The 15,513-nt window shown below is 36.8% G+C and carries 14 protein-coding genes; 8 read left to right on the top strand and 6 right to left on the bottom strand.

Annotation, left to right across the window (positions count from 1 at the left end; all coding sequences use genetic code 11):
* Positions 1–76: 76 nt before the first annotated feature.
* Positions 77–526, bottom strand: coding sequence for a WG repeat-containing protein (locus ABE954_RS05280; RefSeq protein WP_129466342.1), 450 nt, complete (start codon positions 524–526; stop codon positions 77–79).
* Positions 527–1,388: 862 nt separating this feature from the next.
* Between ABE954_RS05280 and ABE954_RS05275 the strand changes: the two genes are divergently transcribed.
* The 6 genes from ABE954_RS05275 to ABE954_RS05250 all read left to right on the top strand — a co-directional run bounded on the left by ABE954_RS05275 (position 1,389) and on the right by ABE954_RS05250 (position 6,678).
* Positions 1,389–1,793, top strand: coding sequence for a fimbrial protein (locus tag ABE954_RS05275; protein WP_371025754.1), 405 nt, complete (start codon positions 1,389–1,391; stop codon positions 1,791–1,793).
* Positions 1,794–2,021: 228 nt separating this feature from the next.
* Complete coding sequence (locus ABE954_RS05270) at positions 2,022–2,696, top strand: molecular chaperone (protein WP_048609192.1); 675 nt, start codon at positions 2,022–2,024, stop codon at positions 2,694–2,696.
* A gap of 152 nt (positions 2,697–2,848) precedes the next feature.
* Positions 2,849–3,235 carry a hypothetical protein gene (locus ABE954_RS05265; protein WP_369110920.1) on the top strand — a complete coding sequence of 129 codons (387 nt, stop codon included), beginning with the start codon at positions 2,849–2,851 and terminating at the stop codon, positions 3,233–3,235.
* 5 nt (positions 3,236–3,240) lie between these two features.
* Positions 3,241–3,786, top strand: a complete 546-nt coding sequence (locus tag ABE954_RS05260; RefSeq protein WP_042848885.1) for a fimbrial protein — start codon at positions 3,241–3,243, stop codon at positions 3,784–3,786.
* A 335-nt stretch (positions 3,787–4,121) separates the two neighbouring features.
* Complete coding sequence (locus ABE954_RS05255) at positions 4,122–4,805, top strand: FimD/PapC N-terminal domain-containing protein (RefSeq protein ID WP_371025753.1); 684 nt, start codon at positions 4,122–4,124, stop codon at positions 4,803–4,805.
* Entirely contained in the window at positions 4,783–6,678 is a 1,896-nt protein-coding gene (locus ABE954_RS05250) for a fimbria/pilus outer membrane usher protein (RefSeq protein WP_371025752.1), read from the top strand. Before ABE954_RS05255 ends, ABE954_RS05250 begins: the two co-directional genes overlap by 23 nt.
* Positions 6,679–6,905: 227 nt before the next feature.
* On the opposite strand, the gene purT is transcribed toward ABE954_RS05250, so the two are convergent.
* The 3 genes from purT to ABE954_RS05235 all read right to left on the bottom strand — a co-directional run bounded on the left by purT (position 6,906) and on the right by ABE954_RS05235 (position 10,231).
* Positions 6,906–8,084, bottom strand: coding sequence for a formate-dependent phosphoribosylglycinamide formyltransferase (gene purT / locus ABE954_RS05245; protein WP_129467161.1), 1,179 nt, complete (start codon positions 8,082–8,084; stop codon positions 6,906–6,908).
* Between the two features lie 102 nt (positions 8,085–8,186).
* Positions 8,187–9,113 (bottom strand): EamA family transporter RarD, encoded by a 927-nt coding sequence (gene rarD / locus ABE954_RS05240; protein WP_129467160.1) that lies wholly within the window; start codon positions 9,111–9,113, stop codon positions 8,187–8,189.
* A gap of 170 nt (positions 9,114–9,283) precedes the next feature.
* Positions 9,284–10,231 (bottom strand): aminoimidazole riboside kinase, encoded by a 948-nt coding sequence (locus tag ABE954_RS05235; protein WP_042848892.1) that lies wholly within the window; start codon positions 10,229–10,231, stop codon positions 9,284–9,286.
* Between the two features lie 185 nt (positions 10,232–10,416).
* Between ABE954_RS05235 and ABE954_RS05230 the strand changes: the two genes are divergently transcribed.
* Positions 10,417–11,871: a glycoside hydrolase family 32 protein gene (locus tag ABE954_RS05230; protein ID WP_071548548.1), complete on the top strand. Its 1,455-nt coding sequence runs from the start codon at positions 10,417–10,419 to the stop codon at positions 11,869–11,871.
* Positions 11,872–11,955: 84 nt separating this feature from the next.
* On the opposite strand, the gene ABE954_RS05225 is transcribed toward ABE954_RS05230, so the two are convergent.
* Positions 11,956–12,951: a LacI family DNA-binding transcriptional regulator gene (locus ABE954_RS05225; protein WP_042848894.1), complete on the bottom strand. Its 996-nt coding sequence runs from the start codon at positions 12,949–12,951 to the stop codon at positions 11,956–11,958.
* Positions 12,952–13,420: 469 nt separating this feature from the next.
* Between ABE954_RS05225 and ABE954_RS05220 the strand changes: the two genes are divergently transcribed.
* Complete coding sequence (locus ABE954_RS05220; RefSeq protein ID WP_129467158.1) at positions 13,421–14,050, top strand: response regulator transcription factor; 630 nt, start codon at positions 13,421–13,423, stop codon at positions 14,048–14,050.
* A 620-nt stretch (positions 14,051–14,670) separates the two neighbouring features.
* Here ABE954_RS05220 and ABE954_RS05215 read toward each other — a convergent pair.
* Positions 14,671–15,312: a helix-turn-helix domain-containing protein gene (locus ABE954_RS05215; protein WP_166696565.1), complete on the bottom strand. Its 642-nt coding sequence runs from the start codon at positions 15,310–15,312 to the stop codon at positions 14,671–14,673.
* Positions 15,313–15,513 lie beyond the last annotated feature (201 nt).

Here is a 15,513-nt window from a genome sequence, read left to right as displayed (position 1 = left end):
TGTAAATAAATGGCAAATAAAACGTAAAAACAGCCAATCATTCGTAATTAATGTGTTTAAATATCAAAACACGTTACTAGTGAGTAATTGTTGTCCATTTACCACCTGTCCACCAACTGTGCTCGCCATCCGTTTGTGTTTCACAACCAATACCGACTTTCGCTTTCCCACCTTTAAAAGGGTAAGCACAATCATAAATAGCATCGAATACAATTTTCCCTGTGACTTCGTCTGCAAAACCTATTTTGTTCCCTTTACGAAACCGATATAACCCCTCTTGAGGTTCATCAGGCCAATTATCAAAATAATAAAGTTGATAAACCTCATCCCCCTTCTTATCGACCACAACTAACCCCTTATTCGGTAGTTTGCGTAAGCAATATTGAAAATAAGATTGGTTGTCAAAACACTGAATATTGTCTTTCTCACCAGAAACCCATAAACGAAATTGTTCATCAAGGCCTTGCCCAACAGACAAAAAAGAGACAAAAACTAATGAAAGAACACTTATAAAATAATGCATCATGGTTTTCCCTTGTTTTAAGTCAGCCTGTATCAATTGTTCTTTATGATAATCAGACACTATCGCTTAGTGATTTCACTTATACACTAGATACTATAACGAGTATCTCCCCGTGTGAAACTCAGAATAAACAGAAATAGCAAATTTTTATAAGAATAATCCCAGAGAAAAAATAGAAAAACATTGTTTTCACATTTCCCTCTATTTCGATGAGGCTAACAACTATCTTCTTTTAATTAATGGTGTTCTATGTACGTTACCAAAAAAATGATCAAGATTAATTTAAGTGTTAATAGAAAATAAATAATAGGCATTTTTATCACACCTCGTAGTTATTCGTAACATTTAGCCCGCATACGCATCTTGTGTGTTATTTTTAGCGACAAATTGTGTGTAAATGTTAATTTCAATATTTATACCTGAATTAACATGTTAATTAAATTATTTTTAGAATATATAACTGAACCACAACTCGAAATATTAGTTAAGCTACATATAAAAAACATAACCTATTGATATCAATTGAAAATAACAATTTTAAAACTATTTAAAAACCCTAAAAATGGATTTTTCACCGGTTTGACAACCTATATGAGTAGAATTAATATTATCCACGAACTCTGGTAGACAAGAGTTAATTAAATAGACATGAAGATATTTTAAAGTTAAGTTTTTACTTATAAGCTAGTTTAATTTTCATTAAATGGCCGAATAAATATATTTATTTGTTTGGGTTTAATAATGAGATAAATCATATTAAATCTACATTAATAAAATAAAAACTTAATCTGTAATTCTAAAATTTATATACCCATTAATTTAATCTTTAAATTAAGGCGTTCTCACATACTTAGGAATGATTATTATGAAATTGAATAAACTTGCTTTAGTTGGTGCATTCGCGGTTGCTACTCTTTCTTCTCAAGCTTTTGCTGCACAAGATGCAACTGTTAACTTTAATGCACGTTTAGTTGCTGCAACAACTTGTGATATCAGCGCTTCTAAAGATTTAGTTAGCTTAGGTACACACTCAACTGAAAACCTAGACACTACTAAAGCATTATCTGAAGCAAACTTTAACTTAGTTTTAAATAACTGTACTAAAGTTTATGACGATTCTACAAACCAAACTGCTGATGCAACGACTGTTTCTATCTTAGCAACTGGTGAAGCATTAACTGGTCACTCAGATATGTTTGCTGACGCTCAAGCATCACAAATCGGTGTTAAATTAGCTGCTGGTAAAGCAAAAACTGAAGTTAAACCTTAAACCTAACATCGCAACTGAAATTACTGACCTGAAAGTAACCGGTAAAAATGACTACGTCATCCCAGTTGTTGCTGGTCTGTACGCAACGGCTTCTGATGCTGTCGCACAAAACTTAAATGTGCCAGTAACATTCAGCGTAGCATACGACTAATCACCGTCGTGCGTTAATTTAGCTAGTAAAGCAGGCAGTAATTTATTGCTGCCTGCAAATTATAAGAGAAAAAAAGAATGCTAAAATTAAAATCCTTACTTTTTATCTTATTTGCTTTTTCGTTTTCTTCTCAAGCGGGTGTCGGTTTAAGTCAAACGCGTATTGTTATTGATGAAGCAACAAACTCTGCTGCAATTACTGCACGAAATGAAGACAGTAAATCGTATTTAGTCGCCAGTTTTATTACACAAAAATTAGACAGCAAAACACCTTCTGAAGGTTACTTTGTCATTACACCTTCTATTTTTAAATTAGCGCCAAAACAACGTAATATTATTAAAATAAAAGCGCTCACACACAAGTTTCCAAAAGATCGTGAAAGTATGTATTACTTTCACTCAAGAAATGTCCCTGAATCCGATAAAGCGGATGGGGTAAAAGTCGGATTAGAAAGTGTTATTAAAATTTTCTATCGACCGGCTAATCTGCCGATGCAGCAAGAAGAAGCATTTAAAGGCATCAAAACTAAAAGTACCTCCAATGGCGTTAAGGTAGTCAATAACTCGCCTTACTATATCAATTTGGCTGGTTTATCTGTTAATAACAAAGCGATTAAGCTTAATAAACAAAATAATGTTATTGCCCCATTTGCTGAAATGAACTTTGTTTCTCAATCAAAAGTGGGCGCTGTTAAGTGGGCTGTTATCAACGACCTTGGAGGATACAATGAATATCATGGGACTGTTGAGTAAAGGGATATTAGCGCTAAGTGTCATTGTATTCTCAGGCTCAATTATTGCTCAGAATGGGCAAATACAGTTCAAAACCAAAATCATAAAAGGAAACTTGTGAGTTTGATGATAACAGTGAGTTAGATAAATATATTGATTTTAATAAAAGTGGAATGCTAACAGCATCTGATGTTGACGAAAGCCCAATTAATCAACCGATAAAAACTGAAAGTTTTTCTTATACCATTACTTGTCAGAATTTCCCGGCAGGTACTGAAAAGAAAATTAAAATAAAATCTAAATCGGCCGCATCAACAACATTTAATAATGGTATTTTTTTTGGATTAGCAGATACAACTAAAACGGGTTTTTTACTTGAATCCTGCGACAATAACAACCAAAATTGTCAGGCGGTGAAAGATGAAGGGATTTCCACATTTCCTTCCACAACCAGCGATTCAATTGTTGTGAATTACCAAGTTAGCCTTGTCAAACGAGAGAATAACGTTAAGCCAGGCGATGCTAATGCTGCGGTTACTTTTGAATATTATCAGGATTAAGAGCCATGAAAAAAATAAAACAGGGGTTACTGACTTTTTTAATGCTCCTCATGCATTACCCCGTGATGGCGGCAGATGATTACAAAGTAGAATACCAATTTTCTGTTTTATTTTTAGCTAAGACCTGTGAAATCGATGTCCCAAATGAAATTATATTTGGTAATGCATCTGGTGTCACAACCGTCAGTGAAATTAAAAAGGATACAGTGGCAAAGAATTTCTCGATTGGTTTAAGAAATTGTACTACGACGGATCAAAAAACGGCGGCGGTTTATTTAGCATCAGGTAATACATTAAATGGCAGCAAAAACTTCTTCAATGATGACCCAAATGGTGTCATCGGTGTTCAGTTATTAGAAGGAAATCGGGTTATTGATGTTAATCAGAGCTCATTATTAAAGCCAGATGCAGCCTCAATAATTTGGGATAATATTCAAAGTGTCAGTGAAACAAAAATGGTGACAGCCAAATTACGTTGCGCTGAAAGCAATTGTAACCCTAGCGATGGTGATTTCTCTGCAACATTAACTATTGGCTATTATGCCGATTGATATATAGATAATATTTATTGAACATAACCATTTATAATTATATTTCATTATAAATTTCCATTAAGAAATAATCTTGTTATTGATAATAAATTAAAATAGAAAATAGATTTCAACTCGCTATTAATTTCTATTTTAAATATCTATATCGCCTTAAATCGATTAAATAAACAAAAAACTATTTAGCGAAACAAATGAAGTTCACTCGCAAACTGGAAAAATCGAATGGCGATTTACCGATGAATATTTAATGGAGTTACCTCCTCAATCCATAGAATAAACATCGATTGAAACATAAATAACAAGAATAAATAACGAAAGGTGATGCAGTGAAAGGGATGAAAATAAAATTAATTGCATTAGAGGTCTTTATTTGTTGCTATGCAATGGCCCCCTCTTTTATGCATGCCGAATCGTATTTTGACCCCGGCCTATTAATGCACGGCAGTGGGATAGACGTTTCTCAACTCGATTTAAATGACTTTGCGGATAACAATACATTAACGCCCGGCGTCTATGACGTGGTCGTTAATGTTAACATGATCCCGTCAGGGGAATTTAATCTCGCATTTGAAAAACAGCAAGATGGTCATGTTGCCCCCGTCTTTACAGTCGGCGAACTGAAAAAACTGGGTGTTAATACGGCATCTCTGCCCAAGTTAAGAGATTTGAGTGAAGACACGAAGATTGAAAATTTATCCAGTTACATTGCCGATGCTGCCATCACCTTTGATGTACAAACGTTGACGGTGAATTTATCCGTTCCTCAAATTGCCATGGTGCCAAACTTTGCTGGCTATGTACCGCCTGAATTACGCGATGATGGTGTTACCGCGTTAGTGATGGACTATGTCTTTAACTACAGTAATAACCGCCAACTGGGCAAATATCACCAAAAAGCAGGTACCAGTGATTCTCTGTTTAGTAATATCAATGCAGGGATCAACATGGGGCCATGGCGCCTAAGAACGAGCTATTTATATAACTACAGTAAAAGCAGTGGGGTCTTCCAGCACAAGTGACTCCAACTTTTCCAATACTTATATCTATCGCACCATTAATGCGATTAAATCAACGCTAAAAGCCGGGGAAATCTCGACAGGCGGGAATATTTTTGACGCCATTCCTATGAAAGGCGCCACGCTAAAATCAAACCCTCAGCTTGACCCTAGCAGCATGCAAGGGTTTGCACCTATAGTGGAAGGGGTGGCGAACACCAATGCGACTGTCACTGTGCGCCAGAACGGCAGTGTGGTCTACCAAACTTTTGTGGCGCCAGGGCGTTTTATTATTCGTGACATCCCTGCCAGCGGCTTAGCCGGGGATATGGAAGTCACGGTTGAAGAAGAAAATGGCAAACAAACTGTTTTCACTCAGGCTTATTCCTCGCTGCCAATGATGGAGCGCCAAGGCGCTTATAATTATGAAATTTCCGCGGGTCGTTACAATGGCGGAATTGCCGTGGACTCTGAGCGAAAAAACTTTACGCTTGGTTCCTTCAGCATCGGGCTACCACATAACATCACCACCTATGGTGGGGTGTTAGTTTCTAATGGGTATAACTCCTTTGTGGGTGGGGTCGGCTTATCGTTGGGTGTATTAGGGGCGTTATCTACCGATATTACCCACTCGGATGCTCGGTTTTCAGGGAAAAGCCTCAAAGGGCAATCCTATCGTATCCGTTACTCAAAAAGTTTGTTGTCAACGGGGACCTCATTTGACTTAACGGCATTACGTTATACCTCTGAGAACTTCTATTCGTTCTCAGATTACAATAATGCCGGTTATGCAATTAAAGATGACTTAGCGCCTTGGACGGGAGCGCGTCAACGTTATAGTTTCCAAACCTCAATTAACCAATCTTTTGACTCTTATGGTTCCCTTTCTTTAAGAGCGTCAAAAAATACTTATTGGGGCGGCCAAAACTCAAATACCTCGGTTGGGGTGTCTTATAACAATAACTATAAAGGGGTTTCTTATAGTCTCAGTTATATGGTTGACCGCGTGAAGAGCTATAACAATACTTGGCCTGAGAACCGCGTGGTTTCCTTTGATGTGTCTGTGCCGCTCAGCTTATTGACGAACAGTGAAATGGCACAAACCATGAGCGCGCGTTATGGGGTCAGTGTAGATCAGCACGGTGAAACTCGTCATCAAGCAGGGTTAACTGGTAGCGCGATGAAGAGTCGCTTTAGTTATGGTATCTACCAGAACTATGACAGTTACAATAACAACTACGGGGGAAGCCTGAATGGGACTTACTCCGCGAACAACGCAACATTATCAGCCGGTTACAGCTATTCAGATATGAGCCGCTCAATGAACGGTACCCTAAGTGGCGGTGTAGTTGCGCATTCAGATGGGGTCACATTGTCGCCAAACGTGGGGGATACGATTGCGATTATCACCGCAGAGGGGGCAAAAGGGGCGTCATTATCCTCTGGCGCGCAATTTGACCGCTTTGGGAATGCCATTATTCCTCAGTTATCCAGTAACACGGCTAACCAAATTGCGGTTAATGTGAACACATTACCGGATGATACGACCTTTAAAGACACCTCGATGATGGTATATCCAACGGAAGGGGCGGTTATTAAGCGTAAGTTTAAAACCAAAATTGGTTATCAAGCGATTATTAATCTGAAAGCCACGGGGAAAATCCCACCTTTTGGGGCGATCGCGACGTTAGTATCAGAAGACGATGAAAACGATATCAATACCGGAATTGTGGGTTCAAATGGCCAACTTTACATGAGTGGGTTACCAAATACTGGTCGTATTAACGTTAAATGGGGTGGTCAATCGGGTCAGTGTACCATTAACTATTCTGCATTAGACACGATTGCAGTTACTGCAGATTCGCCAGTAAGAACTTTAACGGCGGAATGCCAGTAGTCGCCTAAAATAAAAAAGTATAACCTAATGCAACAATTAAATTCTTTTTTAAAATTATGCAGGTACCGTCATATTAGTGCAAGCTTATGACTTATACCATTTATCAGAGAGATAACCACTGCTGCTTTACAACAAAATTTTTCCTTGAATAACCCTTCGTTATCATTTTAATTCTTAATAGTTAAAAGCTCATTCATATAATGTGAATGAGCTCTTTTTATTAGAAATCAACCTGATACTTTAACTTTATCAGCCGCAGTCTTAGCCATTTCCAATGCTTGTTCAATAGAATCAGCAACAGCTAAAGCAACCCCGAGTCGACGAGTTCCTGCTATTTCAGGTTTACCAAATAAACGTAACTGGATATCCGACCCAAATGCAGTATCAATATGACCAAATACTACATCGCTGCTATGCAATTCAGGTAAAATAACCGCAGAAGCACTTGGCCCATATTGACGAATTGCGCCTATTGGGTACCCTAGGAAAGCCCGAACATGTAAGGCAAATTCAGATAAATTTTGTGAAATTAACGTCACCATTCCTGTATCGTGAGGGCGAGGTGAGACTTCATTAAAAATGATCTCATCTGCGCACACAAATAACTCAACACCAAATACCCCATAGCCTCCCAATGCGCTAACTATTTTTTGGGCAACCTCTTGTGCTTTCCTCAATGCAATATCACTCATTTGTTGCGGTTGCCAAGACTCACGATAATCCCCTTTCTCTTGGCGATGACCAACAGGAGCACAAAAATGAATGCCATCAACTGCACTGACTGTTAACAAGGTGATCTCAAAATCAAAATTAACCATTTTTTCAACAATAACGCGGCCCTGTCCCGTGCGCCCACCTTGTTGAGAATATTCCCATGCTTGTTCTAATTCTGCTGCCGAGCGGATAACACTCTGCCCTTTTCCTGACGAACTCATGACTGGTTTTACAATACAAGGAAAACCGATTTTCTCTGCTGCAGTAATAAAATCCGCTTTATTTTCAACAAATCGGTAATCAGAGGTCGGTAAATGAAGCGTTTCCGCTGCCAAGCGACGTATCCCTTCTCTGTCCATGGTAAGAAAAACGGCTTTCGCAGATGGCACGACTCTTTGCCCTTGTTCTTCCAGTTCAACTAAGGTTTTTGTCGCAATAGCTTCAATTTCAGGGACAATAAAATCAGGTTTTTCTAAGGCAACAAGCTGTTTTAATGCTTCGCCATTAAGCATGTTAATTGTGTAACTGCGGTGAGCAATGTGCATAGCTGGCGCATTATCGTATCTATCAACAGCAATCACCTCAATGCCTAAACGTTGGCATTCAATAGCGACTTCCTTACCCAGTTCACCCGCCCCAAGCAACATGACTTTGGTTGCTGAAGCGCACAGCGCAGTACCCAATTGATTCATGATTAATGACCTTATCCGCAAAAATAATAAATGTGATTATATACGCAATCGTTTGCTTTTACTATCAGAGGAAACAAAGTTCATGAATGCTGAGCCTAGTATCTAGCCTAATGGTGTCTTATCACGCCCAGTAATAAAGGGATCTTTATGAGAGAACTTAGTATATTGCTTGCGCAAAATCGCTAAAATACAGAACATCAAACCAATCCATATTAATGAGAAGCTGACACCTTTTACCCAATCAAATAGCTCATTAAATAAAAATACCGCAAGTAAAAATTGGATTGTGGGTTCTATATACTGTGCTAAACCAATTACAGTCAATGAAGTTCTTTTAATTGCAGCCGTGAAAAATAGCAATGGGATAATCGTTACCGGAGCCGCTAGCATATAAAGAATTTTAACTTGCCAATCCCCTTCTGCTACCGCACTTAAACCATTTGAGTTTAACCACCAAGTTATTCCTATTGCTATTGGCAATAACCAAAGAGCTTCTAAAAATAAAGAAGTAATGACATCAAACCGAATAAATTTACGTATTAATCCATATATCGCAAATGCGCTCCCCATCACTAACGCTAGAATAGGTAGTTCGCCATACTGCCATATTTGATAACCGACACCAGCACATATAAAAATAACGGCCATTTTTTCAGAAAATACAAGTCGCTCTCTGAGAAAGATAACCCCGAGTAAAATTGAAAATAAAGGGTTAATAAAATAGCCCAAACTTGCCGCTAGAACTTGCCCATGAGTTAACGCATAAGTGAATGCAGTCCATGAAATAGCCATAATCGATGAGCTAAAGAAACATAAAACAATTGATTTTTTGTCAGCCCAGACTTGGCTCCATAAAGATTTATTCTTAATAATTAAACGAATAAAAAAAAGTATTGGTACTGACCAAATAAGACGTTCAGCAAGTAGTTCTAAAGGTTCGGCGCCAGGAAGTAAACGGTAAAATAACGGTGTTATACCCCATAGAATATAAGAAAAAATGGCAAGAGCCACTCCTGAACGCAGCAACATAGTTTACCCGCAATAAAAACTAATTAAGTGAAATTAGCTTCGTATCATACGCCAAAATATAGAAAATAAAACTGATTGCACCTCCAATATTGGTCGATTTATATCGAAGTAAATATAAATAAAAGAGGATTAGACAACCATCTTCTATTTACCTTCCATATAGATACTTTTCAAAGGATTTCTCTTTGGGATAATAGTGGTTGCTGTTGTATAAATTCGATTAATTCTTGTTGCGTTGGCGCTGCTGAAATCGCCCCTTTTTTAGTCGTTGCCAAAGCTCCACAAGCTGACGCTTGAGAAATAATTTTCATTAAGCTGTCGCCAGTATTTGACAAACCATATTGAGAAACTCCCGCAAGTAAACCCGCCATAAAAGCATCGCCAGCCCCTGTTGTATCAATGCTATCAACTAAATAGGCACTAACCGCTATAGATGTGTAGGACGTAAATACTTGGCAACCTTTAGCGCCTTGAGTGACTATTTTTAAACTGGCAGGATACTTTTGTAATTTAGAAATCGCATCATCAAAACAGCTCTCCTTTGTTAGCCACAATAATTCATCATCCGATAGTTTTAAAATATCTGCTTGCGTTGCAAAAGTATCGATAACACAATGCATTTCATCGGGATCAGCCCACATTTGTGGGCGAATATTGATATCAAAACTCAGTAATCCCCCTGTTTGCTGTATATTTTTTATTGCTGTTGATAACGATGCCCGACAGGTTTCATGTACCAATGCTAATGAGCAAAAGTGCAAAATATCATTACCAAATTTAGGTAAGTTTTTTGCAGTTAAAAATTGATCTGCTGAAGGGGAAACTAAAAAAGAAAATTCACGTTCACCATTTTCATGTAATGAGACTAAAACGGTACTCGTTTTATATTTGTCATCAAACTCCATCGCACTGGTATCCACTCCTAGTTCAAATAAGGTTTTCTGCATAAAATGCCCAAAAGCCTCTTCCCCTACCCTGCCAATAAAACCACTGTTTTGCCCTAAACGTGCAACGCCAGCGGCGACATTAACGGGGGCTCCACCAGCACAAGCTTCATATTGCATCCCTTTAAGGGGGAGCAAATCAATTACTGCATCGCCTAAAGCCCAGACTTTCATCATATCTCCTTTACTGACTACGTGTTTTTATTATCTATTAATGAATATATACATTACCTACTAATGAAATTTTCACTAGCAAACTGTTAACGTTAACATTAGTATAAATATATCATTAAAGAAACGCACGAGTTATCTCATCTTATTTATCCATTTCGGTATGGGGAAATAACTAAGGAAGCACAATGAAAAATCAACTTGAATTAGCGAATAACACCATTCAAACATCAAGAAAAAACCTAGATTTTCAATTCTATCCTCAATATCATCTCGCTCCTTTTGCTGGCTGGATGAATGACCCAAATGGGTTGATTTATCACCAAGGTCAATATCATGCTTTTTATCAACATCATCCATTTAGCGCTAGCTGGGGGCCTATGCATTGGGGGCATGCAACAAGTACTGATATGGTCCACTGGCAGCACCAACCTATTGCATTAGCACCTAGTGAAGAGTATGACCGTGATGGCTGTTTTTCGGGTTCCGCAGTTAGCCATAACGGTGAACTCTATCTGTTCTACACGGGTCATATTTGGTTGGGTAATCAAGGTGATGACAGCCAAATTATTCAGTCTCAATGCGTTGCGATTAGTACAGATGGTATTCATTTTGAAAAAAAAGGAGTTGTCATTCCGCCAATTGAAGGGTTTATGCATTTCCGTGATCCAAAAGTTTGGCAGCAAAACAATAAGTGGTGGATGGTGGTCGGTGCAAGAGATCCCCATAATCATGGTCAAATACTCTTATTTAGCACTTCAGACTTATTAAATTGGGATCAAAACTACCAAGTGCTGGCTAAAACTGATGATAAGGGTGTTTATATGTGGGAATGCCCTGATTTTTTTCCTCTAGGGAAACATTTTATTGCTTTATTTTCACCTCAAGGGAAAAAAGCTGAAAAGTACCAATATCGTAATCTTTTTCAAAATGGTTATTTAGTCGGGAATTGGTCACCAAACTCCCCTTATACAATTACTCACCAATTTACCGAATTAGATTTTGGGCAGGATTTTTACGCACCACAAACTTTTTTATCGAAAGATGGTCGCCGTATTGCAATAGCTTGGATGGATATGTGGGAAAGTCATATGCCATCCCAAAAAGATGGGTGGTCAGGTTGTTTTACTTTACCCAGAGAGCTTACTCTTAATGAACAAGGCAAAATTATTTCTAGACCTATTGAAGAATTAAAGTCTTTACGGCAATCCACTACGCACTTACCCACAATAAATTTAGAAAAGAACACAACGGTTTTAGTGAATGAAGATGCCTCCAGTTGTGAACTAGAACTTATTTGGGATTTACAACAGAGCCCCGCGGAGAAATTTGGTTTTTGGATTGGTTACGGAGTGCAATTTTATATTGATAACCAAAACCAACGATTAACCTTAATGCGCCATTATCCTGAATATACAATTAGTGATAGCCGCAGTGTTCCATTACCTGAAACCCAGCAGCTAAAAATACATGCTTTTGTTGATCGCTCCAGTCTTGAAATATTCATTAACGATGGTGACGTTAATTTTAGTTGCCGTATCTACCCACATGAAGGGGAGCGAGATTTAAAACTATTTGCAATAAATAACCAAGCAAAGTTAGAAAAAGCAACCTATTGGCATCTCGAAAAAGCTATCGTATAAGTAGAGAAGTTCTGTTGGGAATATTAAGAAGCTGTTACTACACCAGTGGCCAACAACCTCTTGAAATAATTAAATATTCATATATTAAAATGAGTTACGTTCTAACAAGTCGCATGCAACGTATTGAACCCCATCTAACTGGCGTTCTTCTATAATATGTAAAGCGGCTTGTTGCCCCAATTGATAATGCGGTAATACCACAGTGCTTAATGGTGGGTAAAATAATTCCCCAACACCAATCATATTATCATAACCAAGCACCGCAATATCTTGAGGGATGCGTAATCCATGGCTAAGCAACACTTGATATGCTAAGAATGCAATGCGGTCGTTTCCACAAATGACGACATCAAAATCTGGTTTCTTATTTTTAAAGTGACGATTGATTAAATTTATAACATCCAAATAATGTTCATCACCTAGTTCTAAATGATATTGTTTTAAAGATTGTTTAGGTAAATTAGCATTATTCCACGCCGCCTCAACTGCTTCACTGCGAATTTTCCCAGCCAATGTTTCTTGTGGGATATAAAGACACAATGGATGGCGATATCCCTTATCAATTAAACGTTCAACTGCATTATATTGGCCATTAAAATCATCTGGTATGTAGGCCGGAAATTTATTTTCTTTATCTACACAATTAGCTAAAACAAGACGGTTATTATGTAGCGTTTCTGGAATAGAGACTTCTCGAAGCCCCATTGTGGTATAAATAATACCATCAGGACGTTGGGACAATAGTTGGCGAACCGCTCTTTCGCTGTCTTCACTTGATGTGATATTGACAACAAAACTGCTCCAACCAAATTGCCTTGCTGTTTGTTCTATTGAAAGGATCATTTCTACTGAAAATGGAGTTGTCGCTGTGTCGAGCGCTAAAACACCTACTGTAGAAATTTTTGAACTTTTCCCCCTTATCTTCCGAGCAGAAAAATCTGGGACATAATTAAGTGACTCAATAGCTTGTTGAACCTGTTTCAATGTTTCAGGTTTGAGCAAGCCAGGGCTATTAATTGCCCTTGATACCGTCATCAATGAAACATTTGCTAGTCGCGCTACATCTTTTAAAGAAGCCATTAAGTATATTCACTCATTAAAAAAGGTCGAGGATAAATTTTAGCATGTTAGATATAAAAAGCACCCACTGTTAATCAATCTAAAACAAGTATAAATACTTAACAAAACTTCGCTCAGCCCCACATTTTAGACTTTTTATGATTAGCTATTTGCGATATTATTGGAAGAACTTATAAATTTTTTATATATTTTGTTAGGGAAAAAACTCGTTAAACAAGTAAAACCACCTAATATGTTACATAACATTAATCGAATCTTACGCATTGACACAAACTTTAACCATTGTTTCTATTTTTATATTAAATTTAACTAGATGATATTTTTAATATAAATTAAGGTCAGTAATACATTAATAAAAAGAACAACGATCAGTAGAAAATATTACCGTCAAATTCATTTTTCGGTTTATTTATCTACGTATTTTATCAAATTAATATGAATATCAAATCAGTTTAACAGGAGTATGGTGATGAATAACACCATTCACGTAATCATAGATAGTGATAATGTCTTTAAGAATAAGCTGAAATTAATGATGGAATCTTTTGGTTTTATCTTTAAATTTTATAATAACGAAGAAACATTTATGAGTAATTATACCTACCCTTTCGAGAGCAATGTGAAAGAATGTATTTTATTATTCTTAAATAATGATGAGAACCGTATTAATAGATTAAACAATATAAGTAGCAATTTCGGTATTGTGCCATTTATTGTTCTTGCTGAAGAGCCTTCTATCAATCTGTGTCGCGAAAGCTTTAAATCTGGAGCTTTTGATTTTTTCCCTTGTCCTTTCAAAGATATTGAAATTTTGAATGCTATTAGTAATGCAACAGAACTGTTCGTCTCTATGCATGAAGAGCACAAAAAATATACCTACCTATCTGATAAGTTTGCTCGCCTCTCGACTAGAGAAAGAGAAATCATGGATATGATATTAGAAGGTAATACGAGTAAAGAAACGGCAGAAAAACTCTCTTTATCACCTAGAACTGTAGAGGTTCATCGCTCTAATATTTATACAAAACTAGGTATTAAATCACTTCCTCAGCTTATTCAAGAATACGACTATATCAATACCTATCCTAAACATATTTAATCTATATGATATGTTTCCTTTCTTATGTAAATTATTATTTCTGATGGTTTAATATTAAACCATCAGAAATTCTCTCTCTTAAAAATGATTAATCTATATAATCTAAGATAAATATAGATTAAAATCCTGTATATTTAAAAATAATAACTAAAATTCATAAATTACAGAAAAAATATAAATACACTATATTTGACTAAAGAGCCACTTAAGTTAATTAATAATTTCAGTCGTAATGATAACCTTCCGAATTTATCTAATAAGATGATAGAATTAAGCTTTATTAAGCTACTGTTCAAAAATATTTTATATAACATATTTTTATGAAATCTGTTGCTTTTTGCTAACAATTCCTTCGAGCGAAAATATAAAAAAATAAGGCTTTTTACAACATACATACTTCATCTACTTCGTCATAATGAGCTTACTTTTTCATTTCTCTTTATCCCAATACATCTGATAGCAGTACAGAGAGGTAAGCCAAATCTGCCTTTCCATACGACCGATCACAATATTGGCTAATTCTTTTGCGCTTCACTATTTTTATGGCTCATGACTGGCTATAAGAGTAGTCAGAAGCGCACTCTTTTTGGCTTTATGCAATGATACAACTAGGCTATAGATTACTTATATTCTTTAATATTGATCTCATATTGTTTTAGCTTACGCCACAGCGTTGTTCTCCCCATATTGAGCACCTGATGCATCTGTTGGATTTTACCTTTACAGGCTTGCGCGACTTCAATAATCAATTCTTTTTCAACAGATTGAATATCCATGTTAGCAAAACGTTGTTCCCCTTTCGCTTCATACGGTATTTTCTGCAAATAATAGTGACACTTTAGTTTTTCACTTGCTTCTCTAGCAAGAGATTGAGCTAGCGCGAGCAGAAGATTACCGTTATCTCCAACGGTTGAAAAAGCCACGATCAGGAATAGTTCATCGGTAGGCCAATATACAGGGGCTAAATAATAGAATGTACCATGTAACTCAATTGGGCTGGCAAATAACCTTGTTCTCGCACCTTCAGTCATATCCCCTAATAATAGGTTTGCAATTTCAAAAGCGCCTTTCGATTCATTACTTAGCCATAGCGTTTCGCCCCGCGTACTAATGCATGAAACATCGATGTTGAAATTATATAATGGCGATAATCCATCCATGATGGTCCCACTAACAAGGTCCATCATAAAATCATAATCAATTGAATTATAATGATTAAATTTATTCGATATTGCTGTTGGAAATATTAAATGAGCCGACATAGTCATCCTTATTCTTCGATAAGAGTTATTTGATTATGTCAATTTCCCATTTAATTTTTATATTCTAGATCAAGTTATTTATTGATAGTTTTTTCACCATTGATCTACATCAATTTACCACCCGCAATCGAATAGTTCGCCATCAATGAATAAAAATAGCCTGCTTTTTTTATCTTTAAGCAGGCTATAAAATGTACTAAT

It is taken from the genome of Providencia sp. TYF-12 (assembly GCF_041344805.1).
In the GTDB taxonomy this organism is placed as follows: domain Bacteria; phylum Pseudomonadota; class Gammaproteobacteria; order Enterobacterales; family Enterobacteriaceae; genus Providencia; species Providencia huashanensis.
Note: the sequence above shows the minus strand (reverse complement) of the source record. Positions and strands in the feature narration are given on the sequence as shown.